The sequence below is a fragment of the Aquincola sp. J276 genome, assembly GCF_024700035.1.
In the GTDB taxonomy this organism is placed as follows: Bacteria; Pseudomonadota; Gammaproteobacteria; order Burkholderiales; family Burkholderiaceae_C; genus Aquincola; species Aquincola tertiaricarbonis.
The window spans coordinates 1,267,778-1,288,730 of record NZ_JAJONC010000002.1 but is presented as its reverse complement, the minus strand read 5'-3'; the positions used below and the strand labels follow the sequence as shown (position 1 = coordinate 1,288,730).

Annotated in this window: 16 protein-coding genes and 2 pseudogenes; 11 read left to right on the top strand and 7 right to left on the bottom strand. The window is 64.4% G+C overall.

Features of this window, described 5'->3' with window-relative positions; translation table 11 throughout:
- Positions 1-359: 359 nt before the first annotated feature.
- Both LRS14_RS23905 and LRS14_RS23900 read right to left on the bottom strand, forming a co-directional pair.
- Positions 360-932 (bottom strand): winged helix-turn-helix domain-containing protein, encoded by a 573-nt coding sequence (locus LRS14_RS23905; RefSeq protein WP_257801387.1) that lies wholly within the window; start codon positions 930-932, stop codon positions 360-362.
- Positions 933-1,389: 457 nt separating this feature from the next.
- The gene (locus LRS14_RS23900; RefSeq protein WP_257801386.1) at positions 1,390-2,475 is read right to left on the bottom strand and encodes a PAS domain-containing sensor histidine kinase; all 1,086 of its coding nucleotides are present in this window, start codon (positions 2,473-2,475) and stop codon (positions 1,390-1,392) included.
- A 269-nt stretch (positions 2,476-2,744) separates the two neighbouring features.
- Here LRS14_RS23900 and LRS14_RS23895 point away from each other — a divergent pair, with 269 nt between their 5' ends.
- Both LRS14_RS23895 and LRS14_RS23890 read left to right on the top strand, forming a co-directional pair.
- Complete coding sequence (locus LRS14_RS23895; protein WP_257801385.1) at positions 2,745-3,509, top strand: hypothetical protein; 765 nt, start codon at positions 2,745-2,747, stop codon at positions 3,507-3,509.
- A gap of 4 nt (positions 3,510-3,513) precedes the next feature.
- Positions 3,514-4,848 carry an ATP-binding protein gene (locus LRS14_RS23890; protein WP_257801384.1) on the top strand — a complete coding sequence of 445 codons (1,335 nt, stop codon included), beginning with the start codon at positions 3,514-3,516 and terminating at the stop codon, positions 4,846-4,848.
- A gap of 82 nt (positions 4,849-4,930) precedes the next feature.
- On the opposite strand, the gene LRS14_RS23885 is transcribed toward LRS14_RS23890, so the two are convergent.
- The 3 genes from LRS14_RS23885 to LRS14_RS23875 form a co-directional block, all read right to left on the bottom strand.
- On the bottom strand, positions 4,931-5,791 hold the full coding sequence (locus LRS14_RS23885; protein WP_257801383.1) for a response regulator: 861 nt from the start codon (positions 5,789-5,791) through the stop codon (positions 4,931-4,933).
- A gap of 1,369 nt (positions 5,792-7,160) precedes the next feature.
- Complete coding sequence (locus LRS14_RS23880; RefSeq protein ID WP_257802213.1) at positions 7,161-8,633, bottom strand: sensor histidine kinase; 1,473 nt, start codon at positions 8,631-8,633, stop codon at positions 7,161-7,163.
- Between the two features lie 43 nt (positions 8,634-8,676).
- Entirely contained in the window at positions 8,677-9,486 is an 810-nt protein-coding gene (locus tag LRS14_RS23875) for an alpha/beta fold hydrolase (RefSeq protein WP_257801382.1), read from the bottom strand.
- Positions 9,487-9,831: 345 nt separating this feature from the next.
- On the opposite strand from LRS14_RS23875, the gene LRS14_RS23870 reads away from it, so the two are divergent.
- From LRS14_RS23870 to LRS14_RS23850, 5 genes are all read left to right on the top strand, one after another.
- Positions 9,832-11,688, top strand: coding sequence for an ATP-binding protein (locus tag LRS14_RS23870; RefSeq protein WP_257801381.1), 1,857 nt, complete (start codon positions 9,832-9,834; stop codon positions 11,686-11,688).
- 283 nt (positions 11,689-11,971) lie between these two features.
- Positions 11,972-13,099 carry a hypothetical protein gene (locus tag LRS14_RS23865; RefSeq protein ID WP_257801380.1) on the top strand — a complete coding sequence of 376 codons (1,128 nt, stop codon included), beginning with the start codon at positions 11,972-11,974 and terminating at the stop codon, positions 13,097-13,099.
- Between the two features lie 73 nt (positions 13,100-13,172).
- Entirely contained in the window at positions 13,173-13,739 is a 567-nt protein-coding gene (locus LRS14_RS23860) for a hypothetical protein (RefSeq protein ID WP_257801379.1), read from the top strand.
- Positions 13,740-13,879: 140 nt separating this feature from the next.
- Positions 13,880-14,152, top strand: a complete 273-nt coding sequence (locus LRS14_RS23855) for a type II toxin-antitoxin system HicB family antitoxin (protein ID WP_257801378.1) — start codon at positions 13,880-13,882, stop codon at positions 14,150-14,152.
- Positions 14,153-14,193: 41 nt separating this feature from the next.
- The gene (locus LRS14_RS23850; RefSeq protein WP_257801377.1) at positions 14,194-16,173 is read left to right on the top strand and encodes a PAS domain-containing sensor histidine kinase; all 1,980 of its coding nucleotides are present in this window, start codon (positions 14,194-14,196) and stop codon (positions 16,171-16,173) included.
- Between the two features lie 395 nt (positions 16,174-16,568).
- Here the strand turns inward: LRS14_RS23850 and LRS14_RS23845 are convergent.
- Positions 16,569-16,675 (bottom strand): annotated as a pseudogene (locus tag LRS14_RS23845) (transposase); the annotation flags it as partial.
- 267 nt (positions 16,676-16,942) lie between these two features.
- Between LRS14_RS23845 and LRS14_RS23840 the strand changes: the two are divergent.
- Positions 16,943-17,107, top strand: a complete 165-nt coding sequence (locus LRS14_RS23840; protein ID WP_257802252.1) for a hypothetical protein — start codon at positions 16,943-16,945, stop codon at positions 17,105-17,107.
- A gap of 19 nt (positions 17,108-17,126) precedes the next feature.
- On the opposite strand, the gene LRS14_RS23835 is transcribed toward LRS14_RS23840, so the two are convergent.
- Positions 17,127-17,396: a hypothetical protein gene (locus tag LRS14_RS23835; RefSeq protein WP_257801376.1), complete on the bottom strand. Its 270-nt coding sequence runs from the start codon at positions 17,394-17,396 to the stop codon at positions 17,127-17,129.
- 159 nt (positions 17,397-17,555) lie between these two features.
- Between LRS14_RS23835 and LRS14_RS23830 the strand changes: the two are divergent.
- From LRS14_RS23830 to LRS14_RS23820, 3 genes and pseudogenes are all read left to right on the top strand, one after another.
- Positions 17,556-18,074 (top strand): annotated as a pseudogene (locus LRS14_RS23830) (methyl-accepting chemotaxis protein); the annotation flags it as partial.
- A 475-nt stretch (positions 18,075-18,549) separates the two neighbouring features.
- Entirely contained in the window at positions 18,550-20,532 is a 1,983-nt protein-coding gene (locus LRS14_RS30425) for a PAS domain-containing protein (protein WP_257801375.1), read from the top strand.
- On the top strand, positions 20,478-20,930 hold the full coding sequence (locus LRS14_RS23820; protein ID WP_257801374.1) for a GGDEF domain-containing protein: 453 nt from the start codon (positions 20,478-20,480) through the stop codon (positions 20,928-20,930). Before LRS14_RS30425 ends, LRS14_RS23820 begins: the two co-directional genes overlap by 55 nt.
- Positions 20,931-20,953 lie beyond the last annotated feature (23 nt).

Genomic DNA, 20,953 nt, shown 5'->3' with positions numbered 1-20,953 from the left:
CGCGACGGCCCCCTCAAGTCCTTGCGCGTAGGTGCTGCCGACACAGCGCCCTCTGCTTCGCGCAATTCAGTGCGCTGCGCTTGACTAGCACCGAACCCTTAATTGCCAAGGGCCTCGCAGCAGGCGAGTGGCCCATAAGAGTCGTTGATCGTCCGTATTTCAAGCAGGCATAGGGCGGCGCTGAGCTCGTCGTCTCAGGCCTACCTTGACCATCGGCGAATTGCCGGCGTCGTGACGCAGCTCGTCATTGGCGTCTTCTAAGAGATTCAGACCTAGGAAACGACGGTCACCTGTGGTGCCGACGGTCATAGTCCGGCAGGCGGCTTCCTGACAACGGCGAGCCGGCCGGGGCCCTGCACTCACGCCGACCGCAGCAACTCTTTGAAAACGTACCCGACCTCATGCTGCGCGCGCAACGGCGCCGTGCGCTGTGTAGCGAGCTCAATGCGCCGCCGGAGACGGTACACGCATGCGTTCATAGCGTCGTCCCTTGGCGTGACCCCGCCTTGCCGCAGGCAATGGCGAAGTGCTTCCCGTGGGACGGGATCGTCGCCGCGCGCCAGAAAGCAGTCCATCAGCGCCATGTCCGCCGCCGTCAGCGGTATGACAGACCCGTCCGGGGCGATCAACGCGCCGGCGCGGTGGTCCAGCTGCCACGACTGCGCGCTTTCGAACGCACGCACGCAGCGCCGCTGTATGGCCATTAGTGCCAACAAGGCGTCGTTGACTGGCAATGGCTTCGACAAGCACATGTCAGCACCAGCGGTGACGGCCAGGGTGAAGGCATCGGCGCTCAGCTGTTCGGCAGCTGCAACGATGCCGGCGTTGGTTCGCCTGCGTAGTATGCGGATCAACTCTGCTCCCGGGACGTCGGGCAGGGCCAGGCTGATCCAGTAAAAACCGAAGATGAAGCAGTCGCGATCGGCGAGCAAGTCGCCAGCGCTGGAGAACATCCTTACTGCCGTGCCGCGTTCAGTCGCAGCACTTGCCATCGACGTCACTAGGTCAGAGCGGTTGTCAATCAGAGCCAGCGTTGTAGGAAGCATGTGGTGGTCAGAAAGCCGCACTCCGGCAGAGTAGACGGCAGTCGCCGAGTCAAAGCGATGAAAAGGCCGGTTAGAGCCGGAGTGTTGGACTGACCGATGCCCTGTGGGATCTCCAGATTAGACAGCGTCCGTTGGAAGCGCAGCCAGTACGGATCGCTGCAGAGCGGGCCGGACACGTTTGGCGGGCTGAATGCGGCCTGTGTGCCCACCCCAGAGGGCAGCACGAAGTGGTGACTCCCATCGTTGGACCACGGCAAGCGACACCCCAGTTCTCGGCAACGACACCAGCTGTCCTTGGTCAAGGCAGTCGCTTAGTGGGCAGGCGAACGGTGAAGTCCGCGCCTTAGCCCTCACCCTCGCTGCGCACCTCGACCGTGCCGCCGTGGGCGTCCACCCATTGTTTGACCACGGCCAAGCCAATGCCACTGCCGCCACGCGCCAGGTGCAGCGAGCGTGGCTCCTGTGTGAACAGCTCGAAGATCCGGGGCAGCATATCGCCACTGATGCCCACACCGTTGTCTTCCACCCGCACCACCACATGCTCTCCTTCGACGGTGGCCTTGAGCCACACTTTGCCGCCCGCCGGGGTGCACTTGATGGCGTTGATGAGCAAGTTGTGGACGATCTGTTGCAGGCGACTGCGGTCTGCCCGCAGGACGATTTGGCCCGAGGGAAGCAAGGTCTCCAGCGTGATCCCGCCAGCGGCTGCTGCAGCACCAACGCCGTTCGCGACGTCAGTCAGGGTCTCGTTGAGCTGCACCGTCTCATAGATCAGCTTGGGCGTCGGCACTTCGCCTGGGTGCATACCTGTACGGAAGTCCTCCAGCAGACGTCCCAGGATGCCGACTTGGCGCGTCAGCATCTCGACCACCGGTCGACTGGCCTGCTCCGAGCGAGCCAGCAGTTCGACGGCTGCCGTCAAGGCATTCAGGACGTTGGCCTGTTCGTGCACCATCGTCTCGTCGAAGGCTAAGCGGTCCTGAGCCGTCTGCTGGAGACTGGCCACACGGTTTTGCAGCGTGACCAGCTGCGCCTTCAAGTCCGTCCGGTCACGCTTCACCTTTGCAAACCCCAACAGGTCGCCCCGATGGTCCTTCACCGCGGTGGTCACGCCGTTCGTCCAGATGGATGTACCGTCTCGGCGCACGTGCCAGCGGTCGTCCTCGCAAAAGCCGACGTGACGCGCGATGGTGAGTTCGTGCTGGTCCAGTCCCTTGGCGCGGTCCTCTGACGTGAACAGTCGGCCGAAGCTCTCGCCCACCAGGTCGTCGTGTACGTAGCCCAACAACAGCTCCGCGGCGGGTGAGACCCACAGGACGGTGCCTACCGGATCCAACGCTAGAAACGCATAAATTTCCTCCCGCTCGGGCCATCGCAGCAGCAACTGCTGGACTTCATCGGGCACGGGACGGTGCGGCGACATGTCCATAGGGGCTCCATGGCGCAGAGGATAGTGTGCGGCTAGTGGCACCAAGGCAGGGGGTTACACGTTTGTTCTGTCAGCGTATTACTACGAACTGACAACTGTGCTTTAGGATCCTCAGTGGTCCAACCGCAGGCGGTGCATCGCTTGTAACAAGCCCCGTGAGTATTCGCGCCCGCCTTCTACTTCTGCTGTTGGCCGTTTGGCTACCTGCCGCCACGGGATTTGGCCTGTTCGCCCGTTCCACCTACCTCCGGGAAGAAGCGACTGCGCGCATGAGCGTGCAAAACCTTGCGCGGTCGCTGAACGCGGCAGTAGAGACGGAACTGGAGCGCCGGGCGGTGATGGCCAAGACGTTGGCGGCGTCATCCGCGCTCAGTGCAGAAGATTGGATTCGTTTTCGAGGTGACGCCTTGGCTGCGGTTCACGGGACCGACAGTTGGGTGCTGGTCAATGCCGCGGACCGTCAGGTGCTGAATACATTGGTGCCGTACGAACCAAGCCTGGTGATCCCCCGGCTGCGGCCGGGGCCGTTGCCAGGCGGTGAGCCAGAGGCGCGGTTCAGCTTGCGCGGGCCGCTGATGGCCGAACCGGTCATCGGTCTGTTTGCGCCGGACCGGCCATCGCAACCGGACTACAACGTCGGCGTGGCGTTCAAGGGGGCAATCGTGCAAACACTGGTGTCGAGCCAGGTTCTTCCGCCAGGCGGCGTGGCCGCAGTCATGGATCAGCACCGCAAAATCGTGGCACGCAGCAGGGAACCTGCCAAGTGGGTGGGCTCTACCGCCACCGGCGACATCCAGCGTCGAGCACAGGCGCGTAGTGAGGGCTTCGCGGAGTCCGTGACGTTGGACGGCGTCGCTTCCTTGTCCTACCTGACGTCCGCGAACCGTTATGGCTGGACCACGGTCATTGCGCTGCCGTCCGCAACGTTGGTGGCCACCGCGAACCGGCTGACTGTGCAGGCGTTGGCGGCGGCCGGGGGGGCTGCTTTTGGCGGGCTTGGCCGTGGCCTTGTTCGCCTCCCGCACCATCAGTGACCCCATGATTCGGCTGCGCCAGGCAGCGCGCCAGCTTGGATCGGGCGATGTACCACCTGCGTTCAAAACGGGGGTGGTCGAGGCCGACGACGTTGCTGCCGCATTGCACACGGCTGCCGTCCAAGCACAGGCATCGACGGCTGAGCTGCAGTTGCGAGTCGCCCAGGCCGTGGCCGACGCACGTCAGATCCAGGCGCAATTGCTGGAGAGTCAAAAACACGAGGCGATCGGGCGCCTGACCGGCGGACTGGCGCACGACTTCAACAACCTGCTGCAGACGATCACCACATCCTTGCAGCTGGCGCTGCGCGCGGTGCCGCAGGACGGTCCGCAGCACAGGGCACTGCAGGCTGGCGTGCGCGCCACGGGCAAGGCTGCCGGTTTGATCCGTCAGATGACGGCGTTCGGACCGACTGCTGCGTTTTCGCCAGAGCCTATCCGAGTGGAGGATTGGTTGTTGCGCAGTGAGGAGCTGCTCACCAAGGCCCTCGCCGGCAAGGCAACCTTGGCTGCCGCAGTCGACACCAGCTTGCCGGCCCTGTTCGTCGACGCAGGCCAACTCGAGTTGGCCACCATGAACCTGGTGTTCAATGCCCGCGATGCGATGCCGCAAGGCGGCACCGTGCGCATCGAAGCGCGCAGAGCACGAACCGAGGAGGTTCGCGGGTTGGCGGCTGGGGAGTACCTCTGCCTGGCCATCGTCGACAGTGGCCACGGCATGACCAGTGAGGTCCTTGCGCAGGCCACCGATCCGTACTTCAGCACCAAGCCGTCGCCGACTGCCCGCGGCATGGGGTTGTCGCAGGTCCAGGCATTCGCGCGTCAGTCGGGTGGTGCCCTGGTGCTCGAAAGCCAGGAAGGACAGGGCACACGTGCCAAGCTGATCCTGCCGGCACAGGAGAACCGGCCAGCGTCTAGTCTTACGGGCGCGGCGCCCAAGGCGACGTCATCTGAAGGCATTGACCTGAAGCCGCTCCGTGTACTGATGGTTGAAGACGACGCGCTTGCCGCCTCTGTGGTCGTGCCGGCTTTGCAGGCAGCAGGGCACGACGTCCAGCTCTGCGAGACCGCAGACCGAGCGGTGCAGGTGCTGGAAGAGGACGAGCACTTCGACGTTCTGTTTACCGATGTGGTGATGCCAGGCCAAATGAATGGGATTCAGCTCGTGCGGTGGGCGCAGGTTCATCGTCCGGAGCTCCCAGCGGTGGTGGCCACCGGCTACACGGAAGAAAAGGTCGACCCAGCACTCGTGGTCCTGCACAAACCGTACGAGGTCGCGTCGTTGCTGGCTACCCTGCACTCGGTCACTGACCGCACTCGTTCAACGCCCGCCGCCTGAACCTCCGCTAAGCTGCTGTGCTGGCAAAACGTCCCGTGGGGCTCGGCGGCTTGCGGTGCCGAAGGGTTACCCGGCGGGCCTGTTACCAGGTGGCGCTTTTGGGCCCGTCAAGGCTCAAGCGGCGCAGCTGCGCGGCGACATCCGCGATCATCAACGGCTTGGCAATGAAGGTGTCCATGCCAGCCGCCAAGCAGGCGCTTTCATTGTCCGGGGTGGCGTCGGCGCTGGCGCCGAGGATCGGAAAGGGCGTTATGACGCCCGATTTCTGCAAGGCGCGGATGCGGCGCGTCGCCTCAATGCCGTCCATGACCGGCATGTTCACGTCCATCAGCACGGCTGAAGGAGGCGTGTGCAGACACAGGTTAATGGCGTGCCGGCCATCGTCGGCCTGGAGCACGGAATACCCCTTGGTTTCTGCCATCGCGCCCATGACGGCCTGGTTGACTGGATTGTCGTCGACGATCAGCAGGGACGGTGCCGGCCTGGCGGTGGCCAGCGGCATAGGCAGCGAGGCGATGTCAAACGTGGGCTCTTGAGCGGCGGTGAGGAGGGCAAGATCGTGCGGACTAAAGGGCAGCGCCTGCAGGTGGTAGGTGGAGCTCAGCCGTTCGAGTGCCGGATGCCCCAACGGCACCGCGAGCACGCGGGGCACCTCGAGCGCGACCGGCAGGGACAACCAGTTCATCACGTCCGCGTCCAGTGACGGTCGCCGTTCGTTGGCAACGAGCAGCGAAGGCTGTTCGGTCTGGAGTCGACTGACTGCATCTGTCAGGGCGGTTGCCGGGTCGAAGAGCACCACGTCCCAGCCGAGCCGCTGCAGCCTGCGCTTGAAGACACTGGATCTGGGGTTCTCTGGCAGACGGACCCAGGCGATCACACCATGTGCCGACGGCAGTTGAGGGCTCGCCTCGCCAGTCCAGGCAAAGGGCAGGGTGGCATCCAACACGAAGCCTTCCGCTGCATCGTGGACCAACACCAAGGTCCCGCAAGCAACGGGGCAGTGCCCCCCGTGCGACAAGCAACGTGCCCTTGGACAAGCCCGACTGCAACAGCTCTAAGTCCTCGATAGCGGATACTAGCCGTTGGCCGGCGACGAGCGCGCCCGCACCTGTGATGCGGACGGTCGGCAGTCCCTTGTCGTTGACCGAGCCGAGGATGGCGAGCAGTCCGGCGTCGATGAGCTCAAGTGCACCCTGAAAGAGCCGGTGCAGCGAGCGCTCCGCCGTGTTGACGTCGCCTGTTACGGTGAGCGACGGCACGTCCACGTCGAATGTGAAAGCTAGCCCTTGCTCCGCGATGCGCGGCACGACAAGCCGTGCACTTCTGGTGAGGCATTCGGCGAAGTCAAACATTCACTGCGTGAAGCTGCAAATAAGCGTTTATAACGGGGAACCGGCTTGCTGGCGATCCGCAGTGCCCCCAGCATCAGCGCCACACTACCGTGGCCTTCACCGTCAACCAATCGTTTTCTTCCCAGTGGCGCAGTTAGTCCAGGACGCACAACGGATACGCGTCCAGGGGCGGCCGCCCAATTTGCCGTGATCACGAAAGATCGATGACGTCTGGCTGCACCATAAGGTCTCCGTTCTCCATTGCATGACGGCGGCCTGCTCGGCGCTGTGCGCCGTGCGCTTCGTGCAGTGCCAGGAGGACAGCCACGGCTCGCAGATCCGCACCTTTGCATTCGGCGCTGCGGCTAAAGGCGGTTCCTGTCCGACGGCCAAGGCGAGGAACACCGCTCTGCGCTGGTCGTCCGAAGGCCGGCAAATAGGTGGGCCAGTTCGCGCAGAGCGCGACGCAGCTGCGCGGGTTGCACGACGACCGCTTGCTGCTGGTCACCGCCGCGGTTCCGGTGGACTGCGACCGTAAAGGTGAGAGACTCGGGTGATGCCTCATCTTCGTTTTGCGTTCCCGGTTGCTATCGTCCCCACCCCTGACCAGCGATTCGACGTTTACTGCCGCGACCTGCCTGAGCTGCGACTCACGTCGAGCGGCTCCGGACTGCTGCGCACGCTTTTAGAGGTCGAAGATGCCCTCGACGCGGTGATAGCGGAATACCTTCAACATGGTAGAGAGCTACCACGCCCATCGTTACGAGAAATGGGCGAGCACGTGGTGGCGCCATCTCCTGAGGTCATCGCGATGGCAATTCGGCGTCTAGGCATGGAAGCTGAGGGCGGGGTACGGGTACCGAACACTCTCTAAAACCGCCGGCGACCAGCCGTGGAATCGGCCAGCCGGGCGCAGGGTGAGCCCTAAGCCATCCTTCAAAAGCAGGCAGCAGCCCCAATCAACGGCATACCGGGCGAGCGTCAATGTGGGACATGGAAAGTGAAACGGGTGCCATGCTCTCGCGAGGACTCCACGGTGACGCTGCCGCCGTGCGCCCGCGCGATTTCACGAACGATGTACAGCCCCAAGCCCACGCTGCGTCCGCTGCTGGCGGCTTCAGTGCCCCGCTGCATTGGCTCGAAGATGCGCTGTAACGCCTGGCCTGCAATCGGTTCACCGTGGTTGTGTACCTGGATGGCGAAGCCCGTGTGGTCAACCTTCGAGTGAATGGTGATGGGCCGAGTCCGATCGCCGTACGCCGCCGCGTTTCCGACCAGGTTGCCGATCACCTGCGATAGTCGGTCGCCATCGGCCTCGCAGTCGCCTTCACCTTCCCGGTGGTGCTGCAAGCTGTGCTCGGGGTGTGACAGCGCGAGTTCCTCGACAACGTCGGTCACCAGTTCATGCAGGTTCAGCGCCCGTCGAGTGACGCGAAGGCCGCCGCCCACCCGTGCCTGAGTGAAGTCGAGCAGGTCGGCGATGAGGCGGTTGGCCCGTGCGGTGGCCAAGCCGATGCGGTCGACAATGCGCTGTTGGTTCGGCGTCAGTGGCGAGCGGCCCAGGAGCACCGCGCTCATGCGTACCGCCATCAGCGGTGTCTTGAGGTCATGGCTGACGATGCCGACCATCTGCTCGGCAAACAGCGCGCGGTCTTCCGCCTGCGCACGGCGCTCGCTCAACTCGGTCACGTCGTTGAGCACACCCACCAACTGCAGCGGACGTGACCGGTCGTCAAAGAAGGCACGGCCTGAGCCAGTGACGCTGCGCTCGTGGCCGTCGATGCCCAGCAGCCGGAAGCTGGCGCGGTACACGCCGTCGGCTGCATCCAGCGCGCGGGTCAGCGCCTGGGCTTCGGCGCCCCGGTCGTCGGGGTGCATGCACTGCAGAAGCGCCTGGCGGCTGACCGGCCTGGGCGAGTCATGGCCCAGCAGCAGTGCCACCTTGTCTTCATAGCGCGGCTGGGCACTGTCGGCGTCCAGGCTCCACACGAAGAGTCGCGCCGAATCCAGCGCCAGCCGCAGCCGTTCCTGCGTCAGCGCCAACACCTGCTGCGCCTCGCGCTCCGCAGTCAGCAGATCTTCGGCGCGGCGGCGTGCGACCAACAGCTCGCGCTCGTACTGGTGGCGGTCCTGCGCGATGAACAGCGCAAGATGATGAAGCACCACACCAGCCTGCTCGGTGCGTAGCGCGTTCATCATCATCGGCAGCACATGACCAGCGCGGTGCACCAGCTCCAGCTTCACCTCAGCCACCGAACCTTGCATCTGCAGCAAGGGCGCCCAATGGGTCTGGTGGAAGATGCGACCCCCCATGGTGAGCAACGACTGCAGCGTGTGTCGGCCGACGAGGTCTTCAGAAGCGTGGCCCAACCAGGCGCACAAGGTGCCATTGACCCGCAGGATGGTGCCGTGACGGTCGGTCAGCAGCAAGCCGCACGCGGCATGCTCATACAACGCCTCAGCCGCCGGCCAAGCGGCTGCCGCGTCGGCGGGAGGTTCAGTGGGGCTCGTCAAGGCTGGCGATGAAGCGATTGATGGCCTGCGTGCTCGCGGCCGGCTCGCTCATGTGCGGGCAGTGGCCGATGTTGTCGATGATGGTCAGCGTGCTGCGCGGCAGCACTTGGTGCATGTAGCGGCCCACGCTCACCGGCGCGATGAGGTCGTCGCTGCACTGCAGAATCAGCGTGGGCGTCTGCAAGCGCGGCAGCTCTGCGCGGTGGTCGGACAAGAAGGTGACACGCGCGAAGTGGCGGGCGATCTCCGGGTCGGTGCGGCAGAAACTGTTGGTCAGCTCGGCGGCCAACTCCGGTTGGCTGGGTGCGCCCATGATGGCTGGCGCCATGGTGCTGGACCAGCCGAGGTAGTTGCTTTCCAGCGTTTCAAGCAGCGACTCGATGTCCGCGCGGGTAAAACCGCCCTGGTAGTCACCATCGTTGATGTAGCAGGGCGAGGGGCCGACCATGACCTGCGCGATGAAACGACCAGGCGATGCGAGATCTGCCAACAGGCCAACCATCGCGCTGACGGAATGCCCGACGAAGATCACGGGGCCGGGCGCGAAGTGCTCGACGATCTCGAGCAGGTCGTCGGCATGGCCCTGCAGCGTGCCGTATTTTTGTGGGTCATACGCCGCCAAGTCGGAACTGCCGCTACCCACTAAGTCGAACAGCACCACACGGAACCGCTGTGCGAAGGCCGGCGCCAAGAGGCGCCACATGTTTTGGTCGCAGCCAAAGCCATGGGCGAACACGAGCGTGGTGGAACCGGTGCCGGAGACGGTCACATGGTGTCGCTTCTGAACGTCCATTTGACTGTGAAAAGTGAAAACAAATCGCATTCTCGCCGATTTGGACCGCCGCGCCCCGGTAAACGTCCGCGTTCCCTTGCCGCCGGCGGACGGGTCCAAATTTAGCTCCGGACGGCCCGCAGGCCGGTATTGGCGAACGCGCCGCGCCAGCTCTGCCGTGTAGGTCGCTCCGACAGCGCTTGTACAGGAAGCTGGCGTAGCACGGTGCAGCTTGCACGGCGCTTGTAGGGCTCGCCGCATCCCTGCCCGTGTTGGTGCTCACACCCTCGGAAGACGGCGTTCCAACCGGCGCACAAGAGGCGCAAACTATGTCGCTGTCGCGAACAGCAGCCGAGGGAGGTGCCCGTGACAGCCGTCTACTCACCGTCGACCCTCAGGCAGTTGGAGCAATTGGCTTCCGACGTTGTCCATCTATGCGACGGGAAGCACGCGATCGTGCGATGCGGCGACGTGGTCATCGCGCAGTATGGCAGTAACAGCGCCGAGGCCGTGGTCGCCGTGCAACCGTTCGGCGTTGGGAACAACTCCTTCGAGCTCATCCTGTTCGATGACGCGCCGCGTGACCTGACAGCCACGCAAGTCGGATCATTTCATGCGCTGAGCGCCGTGCTTCGCCGCCAGCTCGAAGTGCTCGAGCCGTCGATCCCTAGCGAAGAGGACTTGTGGATCAAGGACCATGTGGCCGTGGCGCTCGACTATGTCACCGACGCGTTTGTCTTGGTGCGAACTGACTGGACCATCCAGCATGTCAACACTACGTTGGAACGTCTGGCACGGGTGCCCCGTGGCCAGGTGCTTGGCCGCTTGTTCTGGGAGGTCTTCCCCCAAGTCGTCGGAACACCGTTCGAGACCGAGGCGCGTGCGGCGATGGGAAGCGCGCTGCCTCGGGTGGTTGATCTGCACAGCGAGCAGACCGACCGTTGGTACCAGTCCCGGGTGTTCCCGTGCTCCGCAGGCCTCGCCATACTGACCACCGATGTCACCGAACGCAGGCGCGAGGAGAGCGCCCGTGTGGAACGTGAACGCAGATCGCAGCTCTCAGGGCGATTGGAAAGTTTAGGCTCATTGGCGGGTGGCATTGCCCATGACTTCAACAACATCCTTGGTGCCATCCTCGGCCACGTCGGGCTGCTGAGCGACCAAGTGCCACCGGGGTACCCCGGGCGGGAAAGCATCGAGCAGATCGGCGTGGCGGGCCGCCGCGCCCGCGATCTGGTGCAGCAGATCCTGGCGTATGCACGGGCGGCGACGCGTGAGGTCATTCGGCGACCGATTCGGCCGATGGTCGAAGAAGCGGTGGCCCTGTTGCGCCCGACGCTGCCATCGAACGCGCGACTTCACATCGCTCTGTCCAGGCGCAACATGATCACGACGCTGGAGCCAAGTGAAGTGCAGCAGCTGGTCGCCAACCTCGGCACCAATGGCGGTCATGCGCTCAATGGCGCGGAAGGTGACGTGTCGATCCGGCTGCGCCCTGTGCGCATTGATGAACAGGCATCGGCCAGTATCGGCCGCCTCAGCGCTGGCGCGTATGTCGAGCTGTCGGTCTCCGACACCGGCACTGGCATGCAGCATGAGACGCTCCAGCATTTGTTCGAGCCCTTTTTCACGACCAAGCGACGAGGACAAGGCACTGGGCTCGGCCTGCATGTGGTCAGTGGCATCGTCACTGCGCACAAGGGTGCGATCGTTGTGCAATCCAAGCCGGGAGTAGGCAGCATCTTCCGTGTGTACCTGCCCGCCGCCGACCGTGCAGACAACGTTCCGGTCGAGATCCCCACTGCCAGGGCGCGACTGGGCCAGATGGAGCGGGTGGCTTATCTGGACGACGACGATGTGGTGCGCTTGATGGTGCAGCGCGTACTTGAGCATCACGGCTACGCTGTGACCGCCTACGCCGATCCGGCTCGCCTGCTGCGGTCGCTCAAGGAGCAGCCGGGCAGCGTCGACTTGCTGGTGACGGACTACAGCATGCCCGCCATGAACGGCTTGGAGGTGGCCTACGCGGCCCGCACGCTGCGCTCGGACCTGCCCATCATCATCGCCACGGGGCATGCGCCGGACGAGTTGCGCGCCGCCGTTCAGGCACTCGGACACACGGATGTCCTGAACAAAGAGCAGTGCTTCGAACAGCTGGGCGCGCGCGTTTGGCAGGCGTTACACCGTGCTGAAGTGCCGACTCCTTCTAACGGTAACGTGTAAGCCCACTCTGCCGTTGGCGCGTCTCTTCGGGCGGATGGCCGGCATCATTCGCAGCGCTCTGGCGTAGACGCGCATCGTGCTGGTCAAGCTGGGCGACTGTGCGGGTGCAAGCCACCAAGCGAGATCGCGGCGGGTCGAACGCGGTGACTTGCTAGGGGTAACACTCAGACCACTGTCGCTGCATGCGGCGGTATAAGCGGAGCAAGTTCAGGTAGCCAGGGCCTGCATGAGGAAGTCGGACGTTCAATCACATCCTGGTTCTCGCGCTGCGATCACTTCAATCGTGCTGACGCTCGGCGCGTTGCTGACAGCCAGCTTGATCAGCCTTCAAGCGCTGTCTGTCGCACGCGCTTTTGTCAGCGCCGAGAGCCTGTGGTCGAAGTCGACCTTCACGGCGGTGCTGGCGCTGCAGCAGTTCCTCGAAATCGGCCTCGAGGACGACCTTGACCGCTTTGGCGATGCCATGATGGTGCCCTTCGCCATGCGCCGGGCCAGGGCGGCGATCGAGGCTCCTGATGTCCCGCTCGAGCAAGCGCAACAGTACCTGGTGGACGCCGGTGTTGAGCCGGCGGATGCCACACCGATGACGTACTTGTACCGGCTGGTGGCTGACATGGCGTGGGCTCAGTCCACGGTGCAGAGGTTGGCATCCGCAGACGAATATGTCGACCGACTGCTTGCAGTGGCTGCGCAGGTGCCCCGTCAGGCCGAGCGACCGGTGGACCCGCAGGACTTGCTTCGGCTGAGGGCGGATCTCCGCCGTCTTGCAGATCACCTGAGCACCGCGCAGCATCAGTTTGGCGACCGATTGAGCGATCTCTCTCGCCAGGGTGTGCGGCTGGGTATCTTCATGACCGTGCTGCTGGCGACCGCGCTCGCCGTCGGTGCCAGCATCAACAGCTTGCGCTTGCAGCGGCAGGACGCCGCGCGCGGTGCCGCGCTCGAGGTTGCCAACGAGCGGCTCCGGCTGGCCACGCAAAGTGATCGGCTCGGCGTGTTCGAGTGGCCTGTGGGTACCGACCACATCTGGCTCGACCCGCGATGTTGCGAGCTTTACGGACTGCCTGCCGTTCCTACTGCCGTTTCCGTGGAGCGGTCGGTCCTGTGGAGCCGGACGGCCGACCAGGATCAACCCGAACTGCGGGATGCGCTGGAGCAGGCGGCGGCGCGGCGCGAGATGTTCAAGCACCGATACCGCATTTGCTCGGCGCCCGAGACGATGCGGGATGTGGAGATCACAGGACTGTTCAGCGCGGCGACGGGTCGCCTGCGCATGGTGGGCGTATTACGCGACGTATCGGAGGACGTCCGCAGGGCACAGGCGGAAGCCGACCTGCAAGCACAGCAGGCGGCTGCGCAGACACAAGCGCGGCTGCTATCTCGCTTGAGCCACGAACTGCGTACGCCATGAAAATGCCATTCTGGGCTTTTCGCAACTGCTGCAAGCCGACCCGTCTGCTTTGCGGCCGCTGCACTTGGGCTGGGTGGCCGAGGTGGACAAGGCGGGACGGCGTCTGCTGGCCATGGTCGACGACATCCTGCGCATAACGGCGGTGACGCAGGCCGATGAGCAGATCGTGCGCCAAGCCGTGGACCTGCAAGCGGCGATTGAAGTCGCAGTGCAGGCCAGTGAGGCCCTGCGGCTCAGCCGGCGGGTCCGGCTTACCTGGGCTCGCGGACTGGAGGCGGCATCAGTGGGCGCCCACGAGGAACTCTTGCAAGAATGCCTGCGGCGACTGTTCGACTGCGTATTCCGTTCGACAAGCGTTGGCAGCGACGTCCGTATGGCCTACCACCGCCTCGCCGATCGGGTGGTCCTGCGGCTGGAAGCGCCGGGCTGGCCGGGCAGTGTGGCTGCAGAGGATTCCTGGCTTTCTCCATCGTCATCCCACTCGGCTGGATTGGGTCTGGCCTTGGTCGACGCGTTAGCACAGCGCATGGAGGGGCGGCTTGGCGTCAGCCGCCTGGAGGCCGGCGGCGCAGCGCTGGAGTTAAGCTTGCCGATCGTTCAGGCGCCGCACCCTCCGGGACTCGAACCGCGCGGCGGCTGAGCGCGGTGCAAGCACTCGGGGAGGGCCGCCAGGAACAGGCCGTCACCGCCGGAAGCGGGACGGCTGCATCGGGAGTGCCGTGCACGGGCCTTGTGCACAATGGTTGCCTTGTTTCCAGAGCACCAACGTCGAGAGCACCGATGGAAGTTGGCTATGCAGTCCGCCTGGCACCAGGATTTCTGGGTGGCTACTTTGTGACTTGCCGCGACCTGCCCGAACTCTGTACACATGGCGTGAATTGGACCGAGGCGCTGCTGCGCGCTTCCGAGGTGATGGACCTGGTGCTTCGCACTCACTTGGACCTGGATGAAGCCGTACCGTGGCCTTCGCCGATCCGTGTGGGCGAGCAGCTGGTCAAGCCTTCAGAGACCGTACAGTCGCTGCTTCGACCGTACTTTTCGCTGTTCAGCTGACCGCCAATGCGAACTCGACCGCTGGTCGCCATTTCTCATCAATGACCGCATTCAATAAGTCCAGCCTCGGCCCACGCCCGACCGAGCCGCGCTACCGCTTGCTGGTCGACGCGATCACCGACCACGCGATTTTCATGTTGGACCCTGATGGATTTGTAACTACGTGGAACCCGGGCGCCCACCGCTTGAAGGGGTACAGTGAGGCGGACATCCTCGGCCAGCACTTTTCTCGTTTCTATCTTGACGAGGATGTGCGTGCCGGCTCGCCGGGCCGTGCCCTGGTCACAGCAGAGCGAGCTGGGCGATACGAGACAGAGGGGTGGCGCGTTCGTAAGGATGGCAGCCGTTTCTGGGCGAATGTCGTCATCGACCCGGTTTGGGACCCGCAGGGTGTGCTCATTGGCTTTGCGAGCGTCACCCGAGATCTCACTGATCGCAAAGCGGCGGACGAGGGTCTGCGGCGCAGTGAGGAGCAGTTCCGCTTGCTCGTGCAAAGCGTGACCGACTATGCGATCTACATGATCGATCCAGACGGGATCATCACGAACTGGAATGCCGGTGCACAGCGCATCAAGGGATACGCCGCGGAAGAGGTGATCGGCACCCCGTTCGCGCGGTTCTATCCGGCAGACGACCAAGCCAGTGGAGTGCCGGCTCGGGCCTTGCACACCGCGCTGGTCGAGGGCCGCTTCGTGGCAGAAGGCTGGCGGGTGCGCAAGGACGGCAGTCGCTTCTGGGCGAGCGTTGTGATCGAACCCATGCGCGACGCCCACGGACAGCACATCGGCTTTGCGAAAGTCACTCGCGACGTGACGGAAAAGCGGACCGCGCAGCAGGCCCTCGAGACGGCCAGGGAAGAACTGTTTCAGGCGCAGAAGCTTGAAGCGCTCGGGCAACTGACGGGCGGTGTTGCGCACGACTTCAACAACCTGCTGATGGTGGTGATCAGCAGCCTGACGCTGGCACGGCGACGTCTGCCCGTTGAACAGCACGACGTCCTGCGGCTGCTGCACAACGCCGCCAAGGCCGCACGCCGAGGCGTCTCGTTGACGCAGCGCATGTTGGCTTTTGCACGACGGCAGTCGCTCAGCCCCAGGGCCGTGGATTTGTCGAAGCTCCTCCAGGACATGCAAGAGCTGCTCGAGCAGTCGGTAGGACCGACTGTCGAGGTGGCTGTGAACATCCCCCGGCACTTGCCACGGGTGGCGGTTGACGCCCATCAACTCGAGCTGGCCATTTTGAACCTTGCCGTCAACGCCCGTGACGCCATGCCAGAAGGTGGCCGTCTGCGCATCGAAGCGAAACCTGGCCGTCTGCGCAGACCGGAAGGCAATGCCGTGGAAGGGGTGTGTATCAGTGTGGCCGACAACGGCGTCGGCATGGACAGCGCCACATTGGCGCGGGCCGCGGAACCGTTCTTCACGACCAAGGGCACCGGCAAGGGAACCGGATTAGGGTTGCCGATGGTGCACGGCTTGGCGGCGCAGTCGGGCGGTCAGTTGCTGCTGCGCAGCGAACAGGCTGTGGGGACCACGGCAGAGGTCTGGTTGCCGCTGGCATCCGAGGACATGGCCGAAGACGACGGCAGCGAATCGGCCTCACAGCAACAGCGGCCCCACACCGGCGCCCGGCGCTTGACGGTCCTGCTTGTGGATGACGACCCCTTGGTCCTGGACAGTGCCGCGGCCATGCTCGAAGACGAAGGGCACGACGTCGTGCGTGCTGGGTCCGCGGAGCAGGCGATGCAGCTGCTGTCAGGCGAACAGCTGATCAACGTGGTGGTCACGGACTATGCGATGCCCCGCATGAACGGGGTCGATTTGGCGAAGACCATGGCGGCGTCTGGCTGGCACCTGCCAGTCGTCTTGGCGTCGGGCTTCGCCGAGGCCGGGGGTGAGTTAGGGATCGACTGCGTGTCGTTGAGTAAGCCGTTCAGTCAGGAACAGCTCCAGGCTGCCATCGAAGAGGCTTTTGACCAGAGGGACCGCGGCGGCGCGGGCGCGGGAGTGGCCCCGTCATAGCGAACGGGTAGCCTGGTTCAGCGTGACGCCGCTGGCACAGCGCCAAGATGGGCAACCGCGGCACGGCGCTTGCCATAAATTCCCACGCCGGTACCGGCCGGTGATATGGGAATCGTGTGCTTTGCCCGGGGGTTGCGGGACCCCCGGCGTGTTTCATTCCGGGAGGACGTCTGCAATGACTACCGGTAACTGCTCTAGCGACACGCTGATCAATAGGCCAGTTGAGCGGCCTGCGACCGGCCAGCGCACGGCGTGCGGTGAAGCGATTTGAATTCGATGCCAATCACCGGCCTCGCTTCTGCGTTTTGGGGCGTTTGCGGCCCTATCTTGCCGCTCAAGTCGCACCTCGGCTTGCAAGTCCAACCATGATCGCTTGGCGAGCACCAGATTCAACAGAACAGGCTGAACAACTGCCCCTGGTTCTTCGCCATGCCTTGTAGCGAGCCTTGCGATGGCCGAACAGGTTCTTCACCACATGGAAGGAATGCTCGACCTTGGCCCGTACCGCGGCGTCCAGCCGTTCGGCTCCTCCAGCAGCCGCGCCCACTTCCTGATCAGGTGTAGGGCCCGGCGCTTGCCCGGCTGCCTGCCGACGAACCAGCTCGGCCCCTCGGCCTCTTCGCGCTTGTCCACGCTGTCCCGCGTCAATCAACGTAAGAGCCGCATTGACTCATCGAAATCGTTACCCGAGCTGACCCGTTGCCTCACGTAAGTTGCTACCCGTCGGGTGGGCCGGCGGGAGCGGAACGACGTAAAGAAGCAGATCACCATGGCAACACGCAAGGATTTGGTCGCGGCTGTGCGCCTGCGGTACCGCAATGCCCTGACAACCGACAAGACGCGCATCCTCGACGAATTCGTCGAGCTCACCGGCTACCACCGCAAGCACGCGGTGCGACTGCTCAACGTAAGCGCGACCCCACCACCCTCTTGACGGACGCGGCTGCTTTTGGTCAGACGTCAAGGACGTGGCGCAGCAGCCCGAAGCCTACCCGCCACTTCGTTCCGTCCCCCGGGTCGATGCTGGCCGTGCGGTCGTTGATGCGCACGATGGTGCCCACCACCGTCTGGAGGTACTTGTCCTCGAAGGCCACCTTCTCACCACAGCGGAAGTCGTTGCGGGTGGGTTTGGGTGGTGCCGGCAGCGGCGCTGCCGCAGCGGCCTGGGCCCGGACCGTGGCGTCGGGCGCAGGCGGCTCGATGGCCGCATAGGCAGCTTCCATTCCCGGCGCTCGAGCAGGTCCTGCACGGTCACCTGCGTGTCCTTCATGGCCAGCACCTTGCCTGCGCATTCCACCGATCGCGGACACCCATTCCAAGCTGATTGCGGACAGTGTTCCGGGTGATGGCGGACGCTCTGGTCGGGGTGCCTGAGTGACGGTGACATCGCTGGTGCCAGCCACCAGATTGCTGACATCACCGGGGTGATCGATGGCATTTGCCTTTCAGACCAACATTCTGGCCCTCAACGCCGCCGTGGAAGCCGCGCGTGCCGGCGAGCAAGGCCGTGGTCTTGCGGTGATCGCCGGGGAGGTACGAAGCCTGGCCCAGCGCTCGGCCGAAGCTGCCAAGCAGATCAAGGGGCTGATAGGCAACAGCACTGAGAAGGTGGCTGCAGGCAGCCGCCTGGTGGATGAAGCTGGCACCACCATGCAGGAGATCGTTGCCCAGGTCTAGCGCATGACTGCGTTCATCAGCAAGATCAAGACCGCGACCGCCGCCCAAGGCAGCGGCATCCTTCAGGTCAATGATGCAGTGTCCTCTATCGACCAGGGCACGCAGCAAAACCCGCTTTGGTCGAGCAAAGCGCTGCAGCGGCGGACAGTCTGGAGCAGCAGGGGGATGGCCTGCTGTCTGCCATTTTGGCGTTCAGAACCGAGCAGCGGCCGGTCGTCGCCTAAGGAGGCGTCGCCGCAGCGGGGGCCTGGGTGGCATGAGCCTTCCCGGCCAGGTTGCCCGAGCAGCGACCGATACTTCAAGGATGGTGTACTGGCTGCATATCAGCGGGTGGTCCTGCTTTCCCCAGGTGACGAGCAAGCAAGGGCAATGGCAAGGCATCGTGCGGGTTTATCTGAAGCGAGGCGTCCTTGTTACACATCGCTGTACCTACCTCAGGCCGTCTGAGGCGCTGGCTCGCCGAGATGCGTGTGTCGTCGCATGGAAGCTGGCGCAGCGCGCAGCGGAGGCTGCCAACCCTGTAGTTTTTTACTGGCCTGATCTGGACGACCGCTCCAGCGTGGAGCCCGACTAGGGGTACCAGGTAGAGCCTGACGCAGGTCGCCCATTTCTGACGTAAGTTTTGCCCCGCGAGGTCGAAAAAGGGGGATGGGCAAAAATTCACCTCGCTTTCCCCTCTCGTCCTGGCTGACCGCCGCCGTGCTTTCCACGGCGCTCGCGGCGGTCCTAACCACCGTGGTGGTGGTCGAGCTGTTCGCGCGACGGCATGCCGAGGCGCAAGCCGAAAGCACCTTGCGCCAGATTGCCTGGAACTTGCGGGACGCGCTGGACCACGGCATGGCCCAGCACTACGAGCAGGTAAAGGTGCTGTCGGCGCTGGACGTGTTCCGCACGGGCTCCAGCGCGGACATCCGGCGCACGTTGAACCACCTGAAGCTCAGTTTTCCGCAGTACGCATGGGTGGGGCTGACGGATTCCCGGGGGCGGGTGATCGCGAGCAGCGAGGGGCTGCTGGAAGGTGCAGACGTTGCCAAGCGGCCCTGGTTTGGCGGGGCGCAGCAAGGCATGTACGTCGGTGACGTGCACCCCGCAGTGCTGCTGGAGAAGCTGCTGCCCGTGCAGAACGAGCCGTGGCGCTTCGTGGATGTCGCAGCACCGGTCTACGGCGCCGAGGGCGAGCTGCGTGGCGTGCTGGGCGCGCACCTGAGCTGGGGCTGGGCGCGGGAGGTCCATGCGCGGCTGCTTGATCCTGCGCTCGCTACGGCGGGCGCGGAGGTCCTGATCGTGGCCAGCAATGGAAAGGTGCTGTTGGGCCCGCCCGGCCTGGAAGGCACAGATCTGCCCAAAGGCACGTTAGAGGCGGCGTCCAAGGAGCGCCTCCGCATCACCATCTTCAAGGTGCAGCGTCTGCAACACCAGCGCGTTTTTGCCGCGGTGGCCCCAACTAAAGGTGACGGCGCCTATCCCGGCTTGGGTTGGCAGGTGCTGGTGCGTCAACCAGAAGCCCAGGCGCTGGCAGACTACCAGGCGCTGCGCAACGACATCCTGCGAGTTGGTGCCATCGTGGCGCTCTTGAGCGGTGCGGCGGCCGTGCTGATCGCCAAGCTGCTGGCCACGCCGCTGCGCCGCCTGGCGCGTCACCTCAACAACGATGAGCCGGTGCGCATCGAGCGCATCGGCTTGTTCCGAGAGGCCCGCCAGCTGGCCGAGGCGCTGCAGCGCTCGGCCGAACGGCAGCACCGGCTGATGACCGAGCTGCAGGATGCCAACGAGCTGCTGGAACGCCGCGTGGCCCAGCGCACGCAGGTGCTGCAGGAGACCAACCAGCAGCTGGTGGACGCAGAGCAGCTCGTCAAGGGCATCGCCAATGGCGTGCCGGCGCTGATCGGCTACTTTGACAGGGAAGAGCGGTGCCGCTTCGCCAATGAGCCGGCGGCCCGCCGGTACGGCCACACATCGGAGTCCGTGCGCGGGTTGCGACTGCAGGAGGTGTTGGATGAGCAACTGTATGCCGAGCACGCGCCGCACATCCGCCAAGCCCTGGTCGGCGAGCCGAGCCACTTCGAAACCACCGTCTGGCGTGCGGGACGCCAGTTGCACTTCAAAGTCAACGTGGTCCCGGCTTGCGATGATGCGCAAGTGGTCAACGGCTTCTACCTCATGACTATGGAGGTCACCGCACTGGCCGAAGCGCGTCAGGCGGCTGCGGCCAGCGCCTTGCGCCTGAGGACCATCGCCGACAACCTGCCGGTGCTCATCGCCTACTACGACCGGGATCTCACGGTCCAGTTTTGCAACGCCACCTTCAAGGAGTGGGTGGGGATCGACCCCGCCAACGCCATCGGACGGCCTTTGCGGACGGTCATCGGTGACACCTTGTTCAACCAACGTCGCTCTGCGTTGCAGCGTGCATTGGCGGGGGAACAAGTCCGGTTCGAGATGCAATCAACCGCCCTGGGCACCACCCGCGACCTGGACACCACCTACGTGCCCCACATCGAAGAGGGACGAGTGGTGGGTGTTTACAGCCTCAGCAGCGAAGTCACCGCCTTGAAGGAGGGGAGCGCCGCCTGGAGGCACTGGCGCGAGTGGACGTGCTCACCGGCTTGCCCAACCGGCGTCACCTCATGGAACGACTGCCCGAGGCATTGGCCCGTGGCCGTCGCGGTGAAACAGGCATAGCCGCAATGTTCATCGACGTGGACCGCTTCAAGACCATCAACGACACCTTCGGCCATGCCATGGGCGACGCGGTGCTGCGCGAGTTCGCCCGCCGGCTCAAAGAAAGCGTGCGGGAGACGGACCTGGTGGCGCGACTGGCCGGTGATGAGTTTGTTATCGTGCTGGAAGGCTTGCACGCGGCTGCTGAGCCGCAGTTCATCGCCCGCAAGGTCATGGCTGCACTCGACCGGCCGTTCATGGTGGAGGGGCGGGAACTGGAAGTGGGCGGCAGCGTCGGGGTCGCCTTTGACGGTGGATGCTGCAGCCTGCCCGACGATCTTCTGTCCCGCGCGGACACCGCGCTCTATGCGGCCAAGAAGGCAGGGCGGAAGACGTTCCGGGTGCTGCTGGCCAACTGAGCGGCAAGCCCCAAGCGCCGTTC